This window comes from Caballeronia sordidicola, assembly GCF_001544455.2.
Lineage (GTDB): Bacteria > Pseudomonadota > Gammaproteobacteria > Burkholderiales > Burkholderiaceae > Caballeronia > Caballeronia sordidicola.
This window is the reverse complement of sequence record NZ_FCOC02000003.1, coordinates 157,358-178,039: the sequence shown is the minus strand read 5'-3', so window position 1 is coordinate 178,039 and position 20,682 is coordinate 157,358. Positions and strand designations below refer to the sequence as shown.

Sequence of the window (20,682 nt, the reverse complement as noted above, 5' to 3'; positions counted from 1 at the left end):
ATTCATCCGGCCGCGCCGCCACTCGCTCGGCGGCATGCGACGGGCACAAGGCGGCCGTTTTTCTGGCAGTGTCGCGTAAGAATCCGTAACCATGCAGCGGACACGGAAAAGCCGCATCCTTACCCCGCACAGCTAAAATTTCCAGCATGACTACATCGGTATTGATCGTCGACGACGACCCGGCAGTGTGCGACCTGCTGAGCCGCTTCCTGACCACGCGCGGGCTGGAAGTCAGCGTCCTGCATGACGGCACCGCCTTGCGCCGGAGGCTGGAAGTCGAACGGCCGTCCATTGTGGTCCTCGACATCATGATGCCCGGCGTGGACGGCCTCGCCGCGCTGCGCCAGGTGCGCGCCGCCGGCGACGACATTCCGGTGATCTTCGTCACCGCGCGCGACAGCGTGACGGAGAAAGTCGAAGGCCTCGAACTCGGTGCCGACGATTACCTTTCCAAACCCTTCGATCCTCGCGAACTGCTTGCCCGCATCGATACCGTGCTGCGACGGCGCGCGCCAGCTTCCACGGCGCGTCCCGAAACCCGCGCGAGCGAGCGCTTCGGCCGCTTCGAACTCGACTTCGTCACGCGCGCGCTGGTCAGCGGCACCGAGCGCGTAGCCTTGCGCGACAGCGAATTCGCGTTGCTCAAGGTACTGGTCAAACATCCGTACAAGGTGTTGTCGCGCGTGCTGATTCACGATCTGGTGCATCGGGACGACGCAAGCTTCAGTGAGCGCAGCCTCGACGTGCCCATCTGGCGCTTGCGAAGAATCATCGAAGAGGACCCGGCCAGCCCGCGTCACGTGCAGACCGTGCGTGGCCAGGGCTACGTATTCATTCCCGATCCCGACGGAGTCCGCGACCATCCCGATCGTGCAGCGCCGGTATGAAGATCTTCCATTGGTTCAAGCGCGGTACGGGCAACTCAGCCCGAGGCATGTCCACCCGAAACAACCCTTTCAACTCGCTGTTCGGGCGCATGGCGCTGATTTCGCTCGTCGTGCTGTTCGCCGTGCAGGCATGCTGGTTCGCGGTGCTGACCGTGCAGCGTCCGCATCACGATGCCGAAGGCTACGCGCGCGGCCTGATGCTCGTCCTGGCCGCCGCGAATGACGACGCTCGCCAGGGCGTGCGGATCGCACCCGCGCTGAACGCGCAACTCGTGCTCGCCGCGAATCTTCCGGAAGGCGTGGCCTTGAGAGAACCGGATCATGGTCAGATCGTGCATCTGCTGCGGGCGCTGAGAAACCTGTTGCCGCGCGGCGCGCAGATTGCCATCGATGGTCCGAATCGTTCGCCGCGCCTGTGGGTGCGCTATCCCGACAATCCGAACTGGATCGTGACGCCGGTGGATTTGCCGGCGGCTCCGCCAATCCTTGTCGAATCGGTGGGCATGCTGCTGGCGGCCGTGATCCTCTCGCTGGCTGCGGCGTGGCAGTTGCAGCGGCCGCTGTCGCGCGTGGCGCAAAGCGCGCGACAGTTCGGCACGGGCGAGCGGCCAGTGCCCGTTGAGGAGCGCGGACCGCGTGAATTGCGCGACCTGATCCGCGCGTTCAACCAGATGATGCGGCAGATCAACGACGCCGACGATGAAAAAGCCGTGATGCTGGCGGGTATCGCGCACGATCTGAAAGCGCCGCTTACGCGCCTGAAACTGCGTGCGAGCGTGCTGGTGGAAGACGACGCCGAGCGCGCGCATTTTATCCGCGATATCGATTCGCTTACGCGCATCGTGCAGCAGTTCCTGGAATTCGCGGCAAGCACGCCATCAACGGGGCCGGCGGTGAACGTCGACGGTTTTCTCGCGGAACAGTTCGCGCACGACGAGGCGGGCGAGGACGCGTTGTTCCGGCTTGAACTGCTCGCGGGAGACGGGTTCAGGTTGCCGCGTACGTCGCTTGACCGGCTGGTGACCAATCTCGTCGATAACGCGCTGGAACACGGCGCGCCGCCCGTGGATATCGGCACGGCCCGGCACGGCAGCGAGTGGGTGATCACGGTGCGCGATCATGGCGAAGGCATTGCGCCAGAGCGTCTGAGCGACGCCCGCAAACCGTTCGTGCGCCTCGATCCGGCACGCGCCGGAGACGGCCATTGCGGACTCGGCCTGGCGATAGTCGGGCGGCTCGCACGCGAACTCGGCGGCCGCTGCGAGATCGACAACGCGCCGGAACACGGTTTGATTGTGAGGATCGTGGTGCCGGTGGGTGCGGATTATCCAGGCGCGGACGCAGGCGCGAACAACGGCACGGCGTCGCAAGGCACGCGCGCGCCGCAACCTGTCATGGCTTCCTGAACACAGCTTCTTCGAGTTGTTCGAAGCTGAAGGGTTTCGGCAGCAACGTGGCGGAACTCAGTTCCACGTCGAGTTCGCTCCCGATACCGGCGCCATATCCCGACGCAAGCACCACCCGCAAGCGCGGCCGCAGGCGCCTCGCCGCCCGCGCGAGGTCAAGACCCGACATGCCGGCCATGCGGACGTCGGTGAGGAGGACATCGAATTCCTGAGCTTCGATCAGGTCCAGCGCGGCTTGCGCGCTATTTACCGCGTGGACTTGCGCGTCGAGCAGTTCGAGCAACTCGCGCGTGGCTTCGCGCGTATTGATGTCGTCCTCCACGACCAGCACGCGCAAAGGCCGAGGCGTTTCAGGCTCGTGCGGCGGCGAATGTGATTGCGATTGCGGCTCACCTGCGCGTGCGTGCAACATTGAACGCACCTTGCGCGCGAGCGCGTCGCGCCTGTACGGCTTGCTGATCAGCGCCACGCCTGCATCAAGCCTGCCGCCGTGCACGATCGCGTTTTCCGAGTAGCCGGAGGTGAACAGCACTTCCAGCGAAGGCAGCATCTCGCGCGCGCGGCGCGCCATGTCGACACTGCGCAGCGGCCCCGGCATGACCACGTCGCTAAAAAGAAGGTCGACGTGAACCCCGCTTTCGAGCACATTCAGCGCGCTTTGGGCGTCACTGGCTTTCAGCACGTTGTAGCCGAGTTCGGTCAGCGTGTCGACGACGGTCGCGCGCACATTCGGATCGTCTTCCACGACCAGGATCGTTTCCGAGCCGCCCGTTACGGGCTCATGCGATGTCTCGACGCGCTGGGTTTCATCTTCCATCGATCGCGGGAGGTAGAGCTTGACCGTGGTGCCCTCGCCGGGCTCGCTGTAGAGCTTGATATGGCCGCCGGTCTGCTTCATGAAGCCGTATGCCATGCTCAGGCCCAGTCCCGTGCCGCGGCCGTCGGGCTTGGTGGTGTAGAACGGCTCGAACGCGCGCCCCATCACGTCGGGCGTCATGCCGGAACCCGTATCGGATACGGCGATCATCACGTACTGGCCGCTCTTCAAGTCGTCGTAGTAGCGCGTGTATTCGTCGTCCAGCATTGCATTGCCGGCTTCTATGGTCAGGCGGCCCTCGCCGTCCATTGCGTCGCGCGCGTTGATGGCCAGATTCACAATCACGTTCTGCAGATGATTGGGATCGGCGAACGTGTTCCACAGGCCGCCCGACACCACCGTTTCCAGCTCGATAGTCTCGCCCAGCACACGCCGCAACATGTCGTCGGAGTTGCGCAACAACCGTGCGAGGTCGAGCGGCACCGGTTCGAGCGGTTGGCGGCGCGCAAATGCAAGCAACTGCGACGCGAGCTTCGCGCCCCGTTCGACCGCTTCATGCGCGCTCGCCAGTCGGCGAGCGAGCGTCTCGTGGCCGCCAGCGTCCTGCGCGGCAAGCTGCAGGTTGCCGCCGATCACTTGCAGCACGTTGTTGAAATCGTGCGCCACGCCGCCGGTCAGCTTGCCGACCGCCTCCATTTTCTGCGACTGCGCGAGCACCGCCGCCGTCTCGCGGCGCTCCTCTTCGCTTGCGCGCAGCGCGGCCATGGCTTCATTAATACGTTGTTCCAGCGTTTCCCGGTGCCGCTCGAGCGCCTCGCTCAGGCGCTTTTGCTCCTGCAGCGCCGTGTCGAGCGAGCGCAGGTTGAGCACGCGTTCGGTGATATCGCGGGAGATCGATACGAGCCATTCCACGCCCGTTGGCCCATTCACCGGGGAAACCGTGACTTCCCAGTATTTCGGCGTACCTTTCGCGGTGGGACAGAGCGCCTCGAAGCGCGAATGGCGGCCTTGCCGCGCGTTATCGATGGCGTCGTCCAGCAGCACGCGCGACTCCACCGGCCATAGCGACACCCATGACTTGCCTTTGAACGGCGCGAAGTCGTCGATCTCCATCAGGCAGATGCCGTTCGCGTTCATGAATTCGAGCGTGCCGTCGGGCTTCAGCACCTTGATGCAATCCGTGCTGCCGTTCAGCACGCTCAAGAAAAACGGATTGGAGTCGGGAACGGCATCGGGCGGCGTGGCGCTTGTCGGGCCTGCTTCCGGCTCCGAGGGCTGAGGGCCAAGGGGGAAACCAAAGGGTATGTCGGCGCGGGCTGCAGGTTCGGTTTGCCCGGCCGGCTTCGGGAGGCAGTGCGCACCCGTTTCGTCGAGACGTGCAATCGCGGGATCGGGGCTAACTGGGTCGGTCATGAATCTGGCACAGGAGGGGAGACGGCGATGACAGCGCGAAGCAAAGATTAGATGGATGCGCTGGACGTGTTGGGAAGTTGCAAGCAAGCATTGCGCCAGTCGGCGTTATGTATGAGCTATGTGTCGGTGCTTCGCTTTCAGCATGCGTGGCAACGGCCGCTTCACCACGCCGCCGTCTCCGGAATTTCACATCTCCCGTGTAAAAGCGTGCCCATGGACTGTAGTTCTTGCGCGTCTGATCGAGCAAGCGCACACGACCGTGACGCCACCACCCCTCGATTCGAGAAAATTCGCGCGGAAGATGTCGTGCACTTCCCTGATGGCGCCTGATGTTCACGTTCAATCCGCCGCAACGATCAGGAGAACTTCGATCGAAACACCCTGCCGCGCGCGCTTCTTGCTCGCCGTATTGCTCCCTGCGCTCCCTGCGAAGCATGGCAACCTCGCCGCGATGCTGCCGTCACACGCCGGGCTTACTCTCATGACGGCACGTCACTGTGTACCTGCCTGTCATGCATAACTGGCCGCGTTCATCGCGACGCGACATCTGGAGACATCCATGCCCTTGGCAACGACTCACGCCGCTCATCTATCGCGTTTTCCGTCCGCGTTCGCCGCCGCTGTGCACGACGGCCTGACGCATTCGCCACAGAAAGAATTGCCATCGATGTATCTGTACGACGAAGTCGGCTCCGCTCTCTTTGAAGTCATCACCGCCCTGCCCGAATATGGCGTGACGCGCGCGGAGGAGCGTGTCTTGAGCGCGCATTCAGCGGATATCGTGGCCGAGTTGCCGCGTAACGTAACGGTGGCCGAGTTGGGCAGCGGCAGCGGACGCAAGACGCGGCGCATTCTGGAAGCGTTGTCGAAGAAGCGTCCAAGCGGTGCGACCGAATACTGTCCGATTGAAATTTCGCCTGCCGCGTTGCAATTGTGCAAACGTGAACTCGGCGATATCGAACGCGTATCGATTGTCGGGTACGAGCGCGACTATCTGGCCGGTCTTGCCGAAGTCAGCGCGAACCGGCGCGAGGGCGAAGTATTGCTCGTGCTGTTTCTCGGCAGCACGATCGGCAACTTTTCGCGTCTTGCCGCGACGCGTTTTCTGAAGTCGATACGCGGCATGCTCAAGCCCGGCGACGCCTTGCTGCTTGGAATGGATTTGCTCAAGCCGCTGGATACGTTGATTGCCGCGTACGACGATCCAATCGGCGTGACAGCCGCGTTCAACCTGAATCTTCTCGCGCGAATCAATCGCGAACTGGATGCGGATATTCCGCTGGATGCGTTCCAACATCTGGCGCGATTCAATCCGGATGCAAGAAGTATCGAGATGCATCTGCGCGCGACGCGGCCAGTCACGGCGACGATTCGGGCTGCGAAGCTGACGGTGGAATTCCGTCAGGGCGAGACGATCTGGACAGAGAGCAGCCATAAATACAGCGCGGAAGAAGTCGGACCGCTGGCGTCCGACGCCGGCTTTCGATGCACCCGGCAGTGGACGGATAAGGAATGGGGGTTTGCGGAAAGTTTGCTGGTGGCCGGCTGATTTTTGATCGCGCCTGGGAAGTGAATCGAAGTGGATGGGTCGGGCCGCTGACCCAGGCGCAATCCTAGTGTTGCTCGAACCGTTCAAACCGTTTTTCGATATACCGCTCTTCGCTCGTCAAATCCGTCACGCGCGCGTGCGGCGGACCTCTTCTCAACCATTCGAGCATCAGGTCGACCTGGTTTGCAGGCCCTTGAATCATCGCCTCGACCGAGCCGTCGTCGAGATTGGCTACCCATCCTCTCACGCCGAGGGAATGTGCGCGCCGCAATGTAGCGTGACGAAACCCGACGCCTTGCACCACGCCCCGCACACGCACGTAATACGTTTCTATTCGAGTATCCAGATCCGGACCCGGCATGTTTGCTTCTCCTGACTAGTGCATAAGCTTTCGAGTGAGCCGCGCCGCATTGTTACGCTTGCCGGCACACACTCATCAGGCAGCATTCTAGACAAGACCGGCAAATTGGACATCGCCCATCCTTTTCGTTCAGGGTCATCCCAACCGGAAAGGCTGCGCGGTTTCGCCGGCAGTGCTGCTGGCGCGCCGCGCCACCGCTTCCCGCGGCACGGTGACCTCGAACAATGTGCCGCTTTCAGCGTCGGAGCGTACTTCCACGCGGCCGCCATGCATCTGCGCAATCTCGCGCGTGATATAGAGTCCGAGTCCCAGGCCGCCCGTTTCCTGCTGTGGCCGCCCTGATCGATACGGCGCGAAAATGGTCGGCAAGACATCCACGGGAATCTCGCCCGCGTTCTGCACCGTGATGGTTACTTCGTCGGCGGCCTCGCCGTTGAGGCGGATCTGGATCGGCGAACTCTCGCGGCCGTGCGTCAGCGCATTGCCAATCAGATTCGAAAACACCTGCGACAGCAGATCGCCATCGCCCTGAAGCAGCGTGTCACCATCGCGGAAAATAAAGATCCGGCCGCGGCCCACGCGCGCCTCATATTCCTCGACGATGTTCTTCGCAAGCGTCATCAATTCCACGGCCCGTGGCTGCAACGTGACACGTCCGCCGCGCAGCCGCGCGAGGTTGAGCAACTGGTCGACCATGCGCACCATGCGCATGCCGCTGCTCTTGATCCGCGTGCCGATGTTCGCGACGTTTTCGTCGGGGACGAACCGCGCGAGATATTCCGCCGACGCAATCACCGCCGACAACGGCGTGCGCAAGTCGTGTCCGAGGACGGCCATGAGCATTTCGTTCGCATCGAGAAGCTGCTGCACGGTCGCGAGTTGCGTGGCCAGTTGCTGCTTCTGCTTCTCGATCTGGATGAACACATCCACTTTCGAATTGAGAATGCGCGAGTCGTACGGCTTGTAGAGAAAGTCCACCGCGCCCGCTTCATAACCACGGAACGTGCGCCCGGTGTCCTGCGCGGTCGCGGTCAGGAAGATGATCGGCACGTGCGCGGTGCGCGGGCTGCCGCGCATCAGTTCGGCCAGCTCGAAGCCGTCCATGCCGGGCATGTTGACGTCGAGAATGGCGAGCGCGACCTCATGCTTGAGCAGCAATTCGAGCGCGGCCGGACCCGATCCGGCGGCGAGCACGGAAATATCCGGGCGCGCGAGCGACGCCTCGAGTGCGGTGATGTTGTTCTGCACGTCGTCAACGATCAGAACGTAAATCGGTTGCCTGTTGAGTTCCATTAGCGGAGTTCCATTAGCGTGTCAGCTCCAAGTCAACCTGGTTCACGTCGCAGATCCTTGTCCCATGCCGCGCAAACGCGCGAGCATCGCGTCAATTGTAAGAACGTCGCGGACCCCGCCACCCGCGATGGCGCCGAGCGGCATGGCGTCCGACATCGCGGTTCGCGGTTCCTGCACCCAGCAGCGCCCGCCGGCGCGTTCGATCGCCTCGAGCCCGCGCGCACCGTCGTCGTTGGCGCCGGAAAGCACGATGCCAAGCAGTGCATCGCCAAAACACAGCGCCGCCGATTCGAACAGCACATCCACCGATGGCCGCGAAAACCGCACGGGCGGATCGACGGAAAGCGAGATTGTGCAGTCGGGCTCCACCAGCATGTGATATCCCGGCGGCGCGAGATAAATCGTGCCGCCGGTGATTGCGGCTTTGTCGTCGGGTTCGACGACCGGCAACCGGCAGCGCGATGCAAACAGTTCCGGCAGCAGGCTGGGCGCGTCGCTCCTGACATGAACCACGATCAGCACCGCCGGACGAAAATCAGCGGGAAGCCCCGGCAGCAACTGGCTCAACGCCTCCACGCCGCCCGCGGATGCGCCAATTACGATGGCGTCGACGCCAGCCATCGGACTGAAAAATTCCTCCGATCCTCGCAGTGTCAAAGTCATCGTCAGACCTTCTGGTACAGGCGCTCACGCGCATCGAAATCGGAGAAACTGTCTGCATGTTTCGAAAAGCGGATGCTTTCCTTGCTGCCCAGGCCCAGAAAACCACGTCGCACCAGCGAATCGTTGAAAAGGCCCAGCGCGCGGTCCTGCAGCGCACGATCGAAATAGATCAGCACGTTACGGCATGACACAAGGTGTGCTTCCAGGAACACGCTGTCGGTCGCGAGACTGTGGTCGGCGAAGACCACGCGCGACTTGAGCGTCTGCGAAAATTTCGCCGCGCCGTAAGCCGCGTGATAATAGTCCGACAACGAACGCTTGCCGCCCGCCGCCAGGTAATTCTGGCTGAAACTCGCCAGCCGATCCAGCGGATAGATGCCGCTTTCGGCCTGGCGCAGCGCGCCGGCGTTGATGTCGGTGGCATATAAAACGGTACGGTCCGCGATATTTTCTTCCGCGAACAAAATGGCGAGCGACCAAAGTTCTTCGCCGGTGCTGCAGCCCGCAACCCAGACCTTGATGGACGGATACGTTTGCAGGATGGGCACGACCTGTTCGCGAATCGAGCGGAAATACGCCGGATCGCGAAACATCTCGCTCACCTGCACCGTGAGGTACTGGAACAAGCGCGAGAACAGCGTGGGATCGCGCAGAATGCGCTCCTGCAATTGCGACAGCGTCGGGTATCCGAGGTCGGTCAGCGCCTGTCCAAGGCGGCGGCGCAGCGAACTCACGGAGTAATGGCGGAAATCGTGCTGGTATTTCAGATAGACGGCTTCGAGCAGCAGTTTCAACTCGATGTCGAAAATGGCTTCGTCCGCGTTTCTCGGGTTCCGATGCGGCATGATCGCTCCGTCTACCGTTGCCGCAGCCAGACGCGACACAGCGACACCAGCTTGTCGACATCGATAGGCTTCGAAATGTAATCGTCCGCGCCCGCTTCAAGGCACTTCTGGCGGTCGCTCGCCATGGCTTTCGCGGTCAGCGCGATGATCGGCAGGCGCGCATGTTCCGGGTTCTTGCGGATCTCGATCATCGCGGTGAAACCGTCCATCTCCGGCATCATGATGTCCATCAACACCAGATCGACGTCCGGATGACGCGCCAGCGCCTCCAGCGCCTCACGGCCATTACGCGCGATTTCGAGCCTGGCGCCGAGCGGCTCGATCACGTGCGACAGCGCGAAAATATTGCGGACATCGTCTTCGGCAAGAAGAATGGTGCGGCCTTCGAACACGTCGTCGCGCTGGCGCGCCGCGCGCAGCATGCGCTGCTGTTCGGGCGGCAGCGCGCTTTCAACGCTGTGCAAAAACAGCGTGACTTCATCGACCAGACGTTCCGGCGACTTTGCGCCCTTGATGATGATCGACTTGGAATAGCGGCGCAGGCGCTGTTCTTCGTCGGGCGACAACACGCGCCCCGTGTACACGATCACCGGCGGCGACGCATGTTCCTTCGCCGTCGATACGCGTTCCAGCAGGTCATAGCCCGAGCCGTCGGGCAACGCCAGATCCATCACGATGCAATCGAAGGTGCCGCGATCGATTTGCTCCATGGCTTCCGCGATCGTTCCCGCTTCCACGATCTCCACGGTCGCGCTTTGCAGCAACGCGTGAATGCTCTGGCGCAAGGTGGGATCGTCCTCGACCACCAGCACGCGCCGCATACCTTGCGCCGAGCGCGCTTCGAGCTTGCGGATCGCGCCCGCGAGCGTCTCGCGCGCGCTGGGCTTGAGCGTATAGCCGATAGCGCCGAGATGCAGTGCGACGTCGGCATGGTCCGTCGACGAAACGATGTGGATGGGAATGTGACGCGTCAGCGGATCGTGCTTGAGCCATTCGAGCACGGTCAGGCCCGACTGGTCGGGCAGGCCGACATCGAGCAGGATGCCGTTCGGCTGCAGTTCCCGGGCAAGTTCCACGCCGTGCGTCGCGGTAGTTGCATGCACGAAGTCGAATTCGAGTTCGTGCGCGAGGTCGTGGAGGATATGCGCGAAACGCAAGTCGTCTTCAATCGCGAGAATCACGCGATTCGGGCGCTTGCGATTGGCGCGGTCATCGGCAATGGGCTGCGGCACGTGATGGCTCGCAACAGTCGCGCGCCACGACGCGGGGTCCGGTATGCTCGATGCAGCCTGCGCCACAAGATGTGCGGGCGCATGGCTTTGCACCGGCGCTTCGCGCGCTTCCCGCGCTTCTTGTGCACCTTGCGCTTCTTGCCCTTCAACCAGCGCCCCGGCTTCCACGAGTTCGCCCGCATGACCGGTTGCGTCCAGCTTGGCCGTCACCGTCCCTTCGCGAACGCTCAACGGCAGCGTGACCGAAAAGACGCTGCCCTTGCCAGGCTCGCTCGCAACGCTCACCGAACCGCCAAGCAGCCGCGAGAATTCCCGCGATATCGACAACCCCAGGCCGCTGCCGCCGTACTTGCGGCTGGTCGTGCCATCGGCTTGCTGGAATGCCTGGAAGATCAGGTCCTGCTTGTCGCGGGCAATGCCAATGCCCGTATCGCGCACATCGAAACGCACAGTGTTTTCAGCGTTATCGGCCATTTGCACCGATACCGTCACCTGCCCTTGCTCGGTAAACTTGAACGCATTCGAAAGCAGGTTGCGCAGCACTTGCTGCAGCCGTTGATTGTCCGTGACGAAGTACTCCGGCACGCCCTCGCCGCGCTCCGTCACGAGCTTGAGTCCCTTCGAGTCGGCAACGGGCGCAAAGGACTGACGCAAGGACTGCAGCATTCCGTCGATGGCGACCGGCGCGAATTGCACGTCCATTTGCCCCGCTTCCACCTTCGACAAATCCAGGATGTCGTTGATCAGCGACAGCAAGTCGCTATTCGATGAATGGATGGTCGCGGCGTAGCGCACTTGTTCGTCGGTGAGGTTGCCGTGCTTGTTGTCCTGCAGCAGCTTGGCGAGAATCAGCGAACTGTTGAGCGGCGTGCGCAATTCGTGCGACATGTTCGCGAGGAACTCGGACTTGTACTGGCTCGCGCGTTCCAGCGCCTGCGCGTTCGCCTCCAGCTCCTTTTGCGCCCGCAAGAGTTCCGCCTTCTGCCGCTCGAGACTGTGTGTGTACTCTTCCAGGCGCACGTTGGACTGCTCGAGATCGGCCTGCTGCGTTTCCAGGCGAGCCTGCGTTTCCATCAGCGCGCGGCCGCGCTCCTCGAGTTCCTCATTTGATACCCGCAACTCTTCTTGCTGAACCTGCAATTCCTCGCTCTGCCGCTGCGTCTCTTCGAGCAATTCGACCATGCGCCCCCGATATTGCGCCGAGCGCAACGCCATGCCCATCGCCTCCGATGCGTTTTCGAGCAGTTCGCGGGTATCGGAAAAGGCATTTTCATCGCCGATAAACCCCAGTTCCAGCACTCCGGTCACCTCGCCGTCCGCAATCATGGGCGCAACGACGCAATGGCTCGCCGCCGCCGAGCCGAGCGCCGAACCGACCTTCAGGAATTCCGACGACGCCCCCGCCACTTCGATGATCCGCTTTTCATCGAGCACTTGTCCGGTCAGTCCCTGTCCTCGCGTGATCCGCTGCGGCACATTGCTGTCTGCGGGCAGCGCCCACGCCGCGATGCGTTCCAGCGCGTCGCCCTTGCGCCCGTACAGCACGCCCACGCGCGCACCCACGTAAGGCACGAGCGAACGAAGGATGCCCTCGCCAATGGCAGCGGGGGTGAGATCGCCGCGCATCTGCAATCCGATCTCGACTTCGCCCTGCTTCAGCCACGCGCTGCGTTGCAGGTTCAGCCGGGTTTTGATATAGAGATGTCCCACGCCCGCGAGCACGAACATCACGATCACGCCAATGACCCGGTTGATCTGCAGCACGAATGTGCTTGCGATCGCGTCGCCGGTCGTGAGGTAAAAACCCAGCACGGTCAGCACCGACGCCGCGCCGGCAGTCAGAAACGGCACACTCGGCCGATCGACCCACATGCACAGCGCGACCGGCAGCATGTAGAAGACCCAGATGGCGATCCTGAGCGGCGTGAGCCAGTCGATTGCGAACACGACCATCAGGATCAGGATGATCGCGAAGTAGAGCCATGTGGATCGGTTTCGGCTGTCTATGAACATTGGCGAGTGAATGTTGTTGAAATTTTGTCAGGCGCCGAAAAGGCAGCACCGGACCATAGCACGACCCGCCAGCCCTTGTCACATATGGGTTCAGGGCTGATTGAGACGCTTCGAGAGACGCGCAACTGTTACCTTCGCAAGCCAGAAAGAGGAAAAAATGACTGACCCGATCGAACTTTCGCATGGTTGCAGTGGACGCGTGCTTGTCACTGGTGCATCCGGATTCGTGGGGTCAGCGGTCGCGCGCCTTGCCCGGGAACGCGGCCTGGACGTGCGCGTTGTCATACGCAAGACCAGTTCCCGGCAGAATCTCGAAGGGCTCGACGCCGAAGTCGTGATCGGCGACATGCGCGACGAAGCATCCATGCGTGCCGCCATGAAAGGCGTGCGCTATCTGCTGCACGTGGCCGCCGACTATCGGATCTGGGCACGCGACCCCGGCGAGATCGAGCGCGCGAACCTGGAGGGCACCGAAGCCACCATGCGCGCGGCGCTCGCCGAAGGCGTAGAGCGCGTCGTGTACACCAGCAGCGTCGCGACGCTCAAGGTGAATCCGTCAGGCGATATCGTCGATGAAACCAAGCCCGCACAAGCGCATCAGACCATTGGCGCGTACAAGCGCAGCAAGGTGCTCGCCGAGCGCGCGGTGGAACGCATGGTCGCGAACGACGGCTTACCGGCCGTGATCGTGAATCCGTCCACGCCAATCGGCCCGCGCGACGTCAAGCCGACGCCGACCGGACGGATCATCGTGGAGGCGGCGACGGGCAAGATCCCGGCTTTCGTCGATACCGGCCTGAACCTCGTGCATGTGGACGACGTGGCGAACGGCCATCTTCTCGCGCTTGAACGCGGCGTGATCGGCGAGCGCTACATTCTGGGCGGAGAAAATTTGACCCTGCAGCAAATGCTCGCCGATATAGCCGGACTGGCCGGGCGCAAGCCGCCGACCATCAAGTTGCCGCGCGGCCCGCTCTATCCGCTCGCGGCCGGCGCGGAACTATTTGCCAAGTTCAGCGGCAAGGAGCCGTTTGTCACTATCGACGGATTACGGATGTCCAGGAACAAGATGTATTTCACGTCGGCGAAAGCCGAGCGCGAACTTGGATACCGCGCGCGGCCCTACGGCGAAGGCTTGAGTCACGCACTCGACTGGTTCCGCGAAAACGGTTATCTGACGCGTTGACGGTATTGCATTGGCCCCATTCCTGGTGCGCCAACACGCATTTTGTTACAACACGTGGCGCGACGCGGGGGATGCAGCAGTTAAAATCGCGGGTTCGATGCAAGGCGAGAAAAGGCATACACCGCATGAACCTAACCGACCAGCTCGGCGCGCTGGAATCAAGTCTCGATGAACTGATTCTGGCTGCAGCTTCCGCTTCTGATCCTGTTACTGATTTTGTTCCCGATGATACCGTCGCTGATTCCACTGCCGCATCAGCCTCCGGTGACGGCGCGCATGACGTGCCCGCAGCCGACGAAAAGCCCACGCTGAACGTCTCGCGTCCCGAGCAGAACGTGATCGAGATGACCATCGGCGGGAAGACGGTGGCGCTGAGTCCAGAAGGCGTGTCGCAATTGATCGAGGAATTGTCGAACGCGCGCGCGTCAATGAGCGTCGATCAGCCGAATGGCCTGCCGCCCGGCTGGCGTTACGTCGCGACAAAAAACCCCGTGATGGCCACGCAGCGTTATCCGAACGGCGACCGCCTGCTGGTATTGCGGCACACCGGCCACGGCTGGGTGCCGTTCTCGTTCTCGCCGGATATGGTGATCGAGCTTTACGCAATGCTGACCCAGCGTTGATTCACGCGGGTCCGGATTGTATGCCGGGCCCGCGCGCCGCCGCACATTCACGGCGCCTGCACCCGCGCCTTCCATTGCCCGCCTTTCCCGCTCCAGAAACGCACCGCCGATCCCACTGTCGCGCTGACATAAAACAGCGCGACCAGCGGCAACAGCGGCGCCCATAGAATCGAGCGGCGGTAATAACGCAGCATTGGCGCATAGGCACAGCACATTGCGATCCACGCGAGCCACGCCGGCCAGCCCTTGGCTCCCATGGAAAGTGCGACGACAGGCGGCGCAAGATAGATCACACACATGCCGAGCAGCGTGCCCACCAGCAGTAGCGCCGAGTAGCGCAACTGGGTGAACGCCGTGCGCGCGATCATGTTCCAGACCTCACGCCAGTCGTCGTAGGGGCGCAACGACTCGCTCCTGGCGGCGAGATCAAGACGAATTGGACGCGCCGCGTTCACGCCATTGCGAAACTTGATGCGCGACGCCAGGCTGCAGTCGTCGATAAGCTCGCCGCGGATCGATTCAATGCCGCCAGCCTCCACGAGCGCCGCCCGCCGTACCATCATGCAACCACCCGCCGCACCTGCCGTACGGCTTTGCACGTTGTTCACCCACGCGAACGGATACAGCTTCGCGAAGAAAAACACGAACGCCGGGATCAACGCTTTTTCCCACATGGAATCACAGCGCAGACGCACCATCAGCGACACGAGATCGCGGTCCTCCAGAATCGCGCGCGCCACGAGCTGCGATGCGGCGTTGGGGGGATGCCGGATATCGGCGTCGGTGAGCAAAAGATAGTCGGCGGGCAAACCCAGCTTGTCGATAGCCGCAATCCCCTGCGACTGCGCCCAGACCTTGCCCGACCAGCCCGCCGGCAACGCCGCGGCGGTCAACACCGTCAAGCGGTCTTCGAGATCCGCTTCGCGCGCGGCGGCCTGCGCAGCGTCGGCCGTGCCGTCGGTACTGTGGTCGTCGACCACGATCAGATGAAACGAGCCCGCGTAGTCCTGCGCGAGCAAAGACGCCACCGCGCGGCCGATCACGTCGACCTCGTTGCGCGCCGGCACGACCGCGACCACAGCGGGCCACGCGCCACGACGTGCAATTTCCGCCTGTCCCACCGCGTGAACGGTGCTTTCGCTAAGCGGTTCGACGGCTTGCGCACGCCAGAAACCGCCACGGGCAAACAACAGGACAATCCAGACTAGAAGGGACAACCAGGCAATCAGGAGCATCGTCAGTTCGGTTCTACACGTTTATTACAGGTCTAAACAACGGCGCCGGCGCTTCCACGAAGCGCCTCGGCGGTGCGAACTTTACGCTCAAACGCTTGTTAAGGCTTGGGTGTAAGGCTCGATGCAAGCCTCAATGCAAAGCGGATGTCGAGCGACAAGCATGCATTGTCGCCGCGCTCGGTGTCGATATGCCGTTCGGCCAACGTCGATACACGAGTCAAAGTGAATGCGCGTGTTATTCACCCGAAAGAATGGCAACGCGCGGCCAGGCGCGTGCTCGACGTCATGTTCTGTTGGCTGTGCGCAACGACTGGCAGAAGTGTCCACTCGGTTCTCGCGATTCGAAAAACGCGACGAAAATCAATGACTGGCGGGCAAACGTTAATAGGAAATCCACCGCAAAGGTTTTTAAATAACCCGCGCAACCGGGCCTTCTCCACGTCTTTACACCGGCTGAGCCGCCGTATTCACGGTGCAATTCACGCGATCCGGCTTCGGAACGACATCGCGACATCCGGCGATCCCCATAGCGACCGCCAGTTTACCGGCTTCGCCGCGCACAAAATAATTCGCCCTGCCACGGGAAGTGGAACGACCCCATAACAAGCATGCAAAAAGCGAACGCGATAGAATACACGGTCAAGTTCGGCCCTAAAGTTGAAACGAATGGTCTATTTTTAGGCAATTGTTTCGTCAAGCTTTTCGGAGAAGCTTTAATTTTGCTTACAACAAATCGACCGGATTTGATCGAAGCATTTGCCGGTTCCATTCGAAACCCGCGCCAGTCGGAGTTCGCCCGAATATGCGTATTATCCTTGCTCAACCCCGCGGCTTTTGTGCGGGCGTGGTCCGCGCGATCGAGATTGTCGATCGTGCTCTGGAACGACATGGCGCGCCCGTCTACGTGCGCCATGAGATCGTTCATAATCGGCATGTTGTCGACAATCTTCGTAGCAAGGGCGCGCGTTTTGTCGAGGAACTCGACGAAGTCCCGCATGGCGCGGTCGCCATTTTCAGCGCGCACGGCGTAGCGCAAACGGTGGAAGCGGACGCACAGGCACGCGGCCTGGATGTACTCGACGCGACCTGTCCGCTCGTGACGAAGGTCCACGTGCAAGGCCGGCAATATGTCGCGCAAGGCCGCACGCTGATCCTGATCGGCCATGCAGGGCATCCGGAAGTGGAAGGCACGATCGGCCAGATTCCGGGCACCGTGGTATTGGTGCAGAGCGAGGCGGAAGTCGCCACGCTCTCGCTGCCCGCCGACGAACCCGTCGCCTATGTCACGCAAACCACGCTTTCCGTGGACGATACACGCGGCATTATCGACGCGTTGCACCGGCGCTTCAGCGATATTGTCGGTCCGGATACGCGCGATATTTGCTATGCCACGCAAAACCGTCAGGCCGCCGTGCGCGAACTCAGCACGCAAGTGGACGTGCTGCTCGTGGTCGGCGCCACGAATAGCTCGAACTCGAACCGCCTTTGTGAGATTGGCGCCGAAACGGGCGTGCCCAGTTATCTGGTTGCCGACGGTTCGGAAGTGAAGGCCGAGTGGTTTGCGGGTGCGCAGGCGGTCGGCATCACGGCGGGCGCGTCCGCCCCGGAAGAAATGGTCAAACACGTTATTGATGCACTGCGCGCGCTGGGCCCTGTCGAAGTGACGACAATGTCCGGCCGCGAAGAAAAAGTTGAATTCAAACTCCCCGCGAAGCTGACCAGGCCGCTTGCAGCGGCAACGGCTTCCGCCGGCGCCCTTCGCGAAGATTAAGGAGCACACGCAATTGTCTATTCCGATGCTGCAAAAAGTCCGGGTTGGCGCATATATCGCGCGCCAGCATTTCATGCGCAACAAACGTTATCCGCTCGCGCTGATGCTAGAGCCGCTGTTTCGCTGCAACCTCGCGTGTAATGGCTGCGGCAAGATCGATTATCCGGATCCCATCCTGAATCAGCGCATCTCCATGGAAGACTGCCTCGCGGCCGTCGACGAATGTGGCGCGCCGGTGGTCTCCATTGCTGGCGGCGAGCCGCTCTTGCACAAGGAAATGCCGCAGATCGTGAAGGGCATCATCGCGCGCAAGAAGTTCGTGTACCTGTGCACGAATGCGCTGCTGATGGAAAAGAAGATGGACGACTACGAGCCGAATCCTTATTTCGTCTGGTCGGTCCACCTCGACGGCGACAAACAGGCGCATGACCATTCCGTCTCGCAAGACGGCGTGTACGACAAGGCGGTCGCGGCGATCAAGGAAGCAAAACGCCGTGGTTTTCGCGTGAACATCAACTGCACGTTGTTCAACGACGCCGATCCGGAACGCGTCGCGAATTTCTTCGATACGCTCGGGCCCATGGGCGTTGACGGCATCACGGTGTCGCCTGGCTATGCGTATGAACGCGCGCCGGACCAGCAGCACTTCCTGAATCGCGAGAAAACGAAGACGTTGTTCCGAGACATTTTCAAGCGTGGCGACAACGGCAAGCGCTGGTCGTTCAGCCAGTCGAGCATGTTCCTCGACTTCCTGGCCGGCAACCAGACGTACGAATGCACACCCTGGGGCAACCCGGCGCGCACCGTGTTCGGCTGGCAGCGTCCGTGCTATCTGCTCGGCGAAGGTTATGTAAAGACCTTCAAGGAGCTGATGGAAACGACCGAGTGGGACAAGTACGGTACGGGCAAGTACGAGAAGTGCGCCGATTGCATGGTGCATTGCGGCTTCGAAGCCACTGCCGTGATGGACACTGTTGCGCATCCCTTGAAGGCGGCACGGGTTGCCTTGCGCGGTCCGCGTACCGAAGGCGCTTACGCGAAAGACCTTCCGGTGGACAATCAGCGCCCGGCGGAATACGTATTCTCGAAGCACGTTGAGATCAAGCTGGAAGAAATCGGCCGTGCAAAGACCAACAAGGGCGGCAAGCAGACAACGACGGCTGCGGCCTGAGTTTTTTTGGCACGCGGTGTTTTTGCGGCTGATGTGTTGAGCGGCAACCGAAGCAGCAGGGAAACAAGACGGGTGGATGGCGTTGCGTTGAGCAACGTTTTTCCGCCCGTTTTGTTTTCAAGACGCACTTCTGACGAGCCCGTGTAGCATCGCTTGTTTCACGTAAACCAGCAGGACGCTATGGCCGACTTCAACGTAATGATCAATCTCGGCAAAGCCGATCTGGACGATTATCTGCTTCTGGCAAAGACACTTCGCAAGTCAGGATTCAGCGAGACGAAGGCCGCACAAGTTGCGGCGGATTATCGGTTGCTTCCAGCTTCGTTCCGATATTCAAGCACGACCGAAGATATGACCGCAGTGAGAGAGAAGGCGCTGAAGTCGGCAAAGAACGTTTCGTCGGCAGCGATGGTGCTTGTGTCGGAATGCTGACCGGTGGGCGAAACTTGCTGCGCATAAAGTTTCAAGGGACACAGTGGACCAGGCGTACCCACCGTCCCACTACCCGATCTCACCAGATTGTTTTGACGTGCGCGTACGCTCTGATCCTGAGACCTTTTGTTATCAGAGGTGCCGCTAGATTTCCCGCGGTCGCCACGATCAACCGGTCCGCCGGGTTCTTGTGAAGTTCGCCCGGCAACTTGACCGACTTGATGGAAACATTCACGTCGATTGGCTCAAACCGGACTCCGGGAATCTGCTGCACATGTCCAAGCCATTGCTCGACATCCATGGAAAACGCAAGCGTTTCTCGCTCAACCAGCATCGCGATTTCCCATGCGGAAATTGCAGATACGACGATTTCCTCTCCTGCGTGCTCTCGTTCGATCACCAACTTGGCTTTTTTGCTCAGTGAGGCATCGCTGGTCACCCACCAAACCAGCGTGTGCGTATCCAGGCCAATCACTTAACGGCCTCCCAATCATCCTCACCGACCGGGTCCGTTGGATTCTCATAACGCAAATGCGAGCCACGAAGAATTTCGAGTGGACCTTGAGCATCATCGCGGTAGGGACGCACCTCAAGGGTTGGACGACCGTGGTTCGTCACAATCAGCCGATCTCCCGAGGATTCGACCTGGCGGAAAAGTTCGAGCGCTTTTGCCTTGAACTCCGATTTCGATACGTGCCGATTCGGCATTTTATGCCCCTGGTCATATGTCTATGGTCATCAGAGCGCTGAAGTGGCGATCTGACCAACAAAAAAACGCAGCCGGCTTCCGCCGGCTGCGTTTTTTTTACGTCCACTCGCAAGTTCTTATTCCGCTGTCCGGGCGTTGTGCGCGGTCAGGAACTTGATCAATCCATCCACGCCGCCCTTTTGCAACTGGCCGGCGAACTGCGTCTGATAGACCTGAATCAGCCACGCGCCCATCATGTCGATGTCGTAGATCTTCCAGCCATCCGCAGTCTTCTGCAGCCGATACCGCACCGGATTGTCCCCGCCCGTCGAATAAACATGCGACTGGACGACAGCATCCTTGCCGCCTGCATCAAGCGTGGGGGAATCAAACTTGAACTTCACATCTTCGTCGCGCAATTGCGAGAGCGACGATGTGTATGTGCGCACCAGCAACGTCTGAAATTGATCGTAAAGCTGCTGCTGTTGTTCCGGCGTCGCCGTGCTCCATGCCTTGCCGACGGCAATGCGCGTGGTGCGCTGGAAGTCCGTAGCAGGCACGAAACGGGTCTGGACCAGTTGCGTGATCTTGGCCATGTCGCCGCCGCGCGCTTGCGGATCGGCCTTCATCGCATTGACCGTTCCCTCCACGGCGCCTTTCACCACGGCGTCGGGACTTGTTTGCGCGAACGATGCGCTGGAAAAAAGCGTCGCCGAAAAAGCCAGGGCGACAAAGACAATACGGGCAGGCAAATAGCGTTTCATACGACCGAAAGTTCAAGTAATGGAAGACGGCTGCTAGCCGGCATCGAACGATGCTTGCACGCCGCTCGCGACGATTTCTGCACCTGCTCAGATCCACAGCGCTAAAAAGGGATCGAAGCATGCGTCGTCAGTATATCGACCGGAGTCTTGCACGACAGTTCATTGAGGATCCGGGGTTCGCCCTCGACACTTGCCGCAATCACGTTTCTTCCACATCTCTCCAGACAAAACTGCGCCCTTTTCAACAAGGGCGCTTTGTTCGTCTGGTGCTCGTTAAGTTCATTTTATTTAATTGAAAACTATTGTTACCTGTGTAATGATATCGATTCGCAT

The 20,682-nt window shown here is 61.1% G+C and carries 18 protein-coding genes; 8 read left to right on the top strand and 10 right to left on the bottom strand.

Features of this window, described 5'->3' with window-relative positions; translation table 11 throughout:
* The first annotated feature begins 146 nt into the window (after positions 1-146).
* Together AWB64_RS07105 and AWB64_RS07100 are read left to right on the top strand one after the other, a co-directional pair.
* Positions 147-887, top strand: a complete 741-nt coding sequence (locus AWB64_RS07105; protein WP_060817959.1) for a response regulator — start codon at positions 147-149, stop codon at positions 885-887.
* Positions 888-934: 47 nt separating this feature from the next.
* On the top strand, positions 935-2,293 hold the full coding sequence (locus AWB64_RS07100; RefSeq protein WP_082850409.1) for an ATP-binding protein: 1,359 nt from the start codon (positions 935-937) through the stop codon (positions 2,291-2,293).
* Here AWB64_RS07100 and AWB64_RS07095 read toward each other — a convergent pair.
* Entirely contained in the window at positions 2,280-4,523 is a 2,244-nt protein-coding gene (locus AWB64_RS07095) for a hybrid sensor histidine kinase/response regulator (protein ID WP_060817958.1), read from the bottom strand. The two genes, AWB64_RS07100 and AWB64_RS07095, sit on opposite strands and share 14 nt — an antisense overlap.
* 559 nt (positions 4,524-5,082) lie before the next feature.
* Between AWB64_RS07095 and egtD the strand changes: the two genes are divergently transcribed.
* On the top strand, positions 5,083-6,072 hold the full coding sequence (gene egtD, locus AWB64_RS07090; RefSeq protein ID WP_060817956.1) for an L-histidine N(alpha)-methyltransferase: 990 nt from the start codon (positions 5,083-5,085) through the stop codon (positions 6,070-6,072).
* A 64-nt stretch (positions 6,073-6,136) separates the two neighbouring features.
* On the opposite strand, the gene AWB64_RS07085 is transcribed toward egtD, so the two are convergent.
* The 5 genes from AWB64_RS07085 to AWB64_RS07065 form a co-directional block, all read right to left on the bottom strand.
* A complete protein-coding gene (locus tag AWB64_RS07085; protein ID WP_060817954.1) occupies positions 6,137-6,433 on the bottom strand; it encodes an acylphosphatase in 297 nt (98 codons plus the stop codon).
* Between the two features lie 135 nt (positions 6,434-6,568).
* Positions 6,569-7,726: a hybrid sensor histidine kinase/response regulator gene (locus tag AWB64_RS07080; RefSeq protein WP_060817953.1), complete on the bottom strand. Its 1,158-nt coding sequence runs from the start codon at positions 7,724-7,726 to the stop codon at positions 6,569-6,571.
* A 42-nt stretch (positions 7,727-7,768) separates the two neighbouring features.
* The gene (locus AWB64_RS07075) at positions 7,769-8,389 is read right to left on the bottom strand and encodes a chemotaxis protein CheB (RefSeq protein ID WP_244163970.1); all 621 of its coding nucleotides are present in this window, start codon (positions 8,387-8,389) and stop codon (positions 7,769-7,771) included.
* Between the two features lie 2 nt (positions 8,390-8,391).
* On the bottom strand, positions 8,392-9,234 hold the full coding sequence (locus AWB64_RS07070; RefSeq protein ID WP_060817949.1) for a CheR family methyltransferase: 843 nt from the start codon (positions 9,232-9,234) through the stop codon (positions 8,392-8,394).
* An 11-nt stretch (positions 9,235-9,245) separates the two neighbouring features.
* Complete coding sequence (locus AWB64_RS07065; protein ID WP_082850390.1) at positions 9,246-12,479, bottom strand: response regulator; 3,234 nt, start codon at positions 12,477-12,479, stop codon at positions 9,246-9,248.
* Between the two features lie 157 nt (positions 12,480-12,636).
* Here AWB64_RS07065 and hpnA point away from each other — a divergent pair, with 157 nt between their 5' ends.
* Together hpnA and AWB64_RS07055 are read left to right on the top strand one after the other, a co-directional pair.
* On the top strand, positions 12,637-13,665 hold the full coding sequence (hpnA, locus tag AWB64_RS07060) for a hopanoid-associated sugar epimerase (RefSeq protein ID WP_060817947.1): 1,029 nt from the start codon (positions 12,637-12,639) through the stop codon (positions 13,663-13,665).
* Between the two features lie 125 nt (positions 13,666-13,790).
* Entirely contained in the window at positions 13,791-14,288 is a 498-nt protein-coding gene (locus AWB64_RS07055) for a hypothetical protein (protein ID WP_060817945.1), read from the top strand.
* A gap of 47 nt (positions 14,289-14,335) precedes the next feature.
* Here the strand turns inward: AWB64_RS07055 and AWB64_RS07050 are convergent, their stop codons facing one another.
* The gene (locus tag AWB64_RS07050; protein WP_060817944.1) at positions 14,336-15,523 is read right to left on the bottom strand and encodes a glycosyltransferase; all 1,188 of its coding nucleotides are present in this window, start codon (positions 15,521-15,523) and stop codon (positions 14,336-14,338) included.
* A gap of 802 nt (positions 15,524-16,325) precedes the next feature.
* Here AWB64_RS07050 and ispH point away from each other — a divergent pair.
* The 3 genes from ispH (at position 16,326) to AWB64_RS07035 (ending at position 18,897) form a co-directional block, all read left to right on the top strand.
* Entirely contained in the window at positions 16,326-17,294 is a 969-nt protein-coding gene (gene ispH, locus AWB64_RS07045; protein ID WP_060817943.1) for a 4-hydroxy-3-methylbut-2-enyl diphosphate reductase, read from the top strand.
* 13 nt (positions 17,295-17,307) lie between these two features.
* The gene (gene hpnH / locus AWB64_RS07040; RefSeq protein ID WP_060817942.1) at positions 17,308-18,465 is read left to right on the top strand and encodes an adenosyl-hopene transferase HpnH; all 1,158 of its coding nucleotides are present in this window, start codon (positions 17,308-17,310) and stop codon (positions 18,463-18,465) included.
* A 180-nt stretch (positions 18,466-18,645) separates the two neighbouring features.
* Positions 18,646-18,897: a hypothetical protein gene (locus AWB64_RS07035; protein WP_060817940.1), complete on the top strand. Its 252-nt coding sequence runs from the start codon at positions 18,646-18,648 to the stop codon at positions 18,895-18,897.
* Positions 18,898-18,976: 79 nt separating this feature from the next.
* On the opposite strand, the gene AWB64_RS07030 is transcribed toward AWB64_RS07035, so the two are convergent.
* The 3 genes from AWB64_RS07030 to AWB64_RS07020 all read right to left on the bottom strand — a co-directional run bounded on the left by AWB64_RS07030 (position 18,977) and on the right by AWB64_RS07020 (position 20,349).
* Positions 18,977-19,372: a type II toxin-antitoxin system VapC family toxin gene (locus tag AWB64_RS07030; protein ID WP_060817938.1), complete on the bottom strand. Its 396-nt coding sequence runs from the start codon at positions 19,370-19,372 to the stop codon at positions 18,977-18,979.
* Complete coding sequence (locus AWB64_RS07025; RefSeq protein WP_060817936.1) at positions 19,369-19,605, bottom strand: type II toxin-antitoxin system Phd/YefM family antitoxin; 237 nt, start codon at positions 19,603-19,605, stop codon at positions 19,369-19,371. Before AWB64_RS07025 ends, AWB64_RS07030 begins: the two co-directional genes overlap by 4 nt.
* 117 nt (positions 19,606-19,722) lie before the next feature.
* Positions 19,723-20,349: an MlaC/ttg2D family ABC transporter substrate-binding protein gene (locus tag AWB64_RS07020; protein ID WP_060817935.1), complete on the bottom strand. Its 627-nt coding sequence runs from the start codon at positions 20,347-20,349 to the stop codon at positions 19,723-19,725.
* Positions 20,350-20,682: the final 333 nt, after the last annotated feature.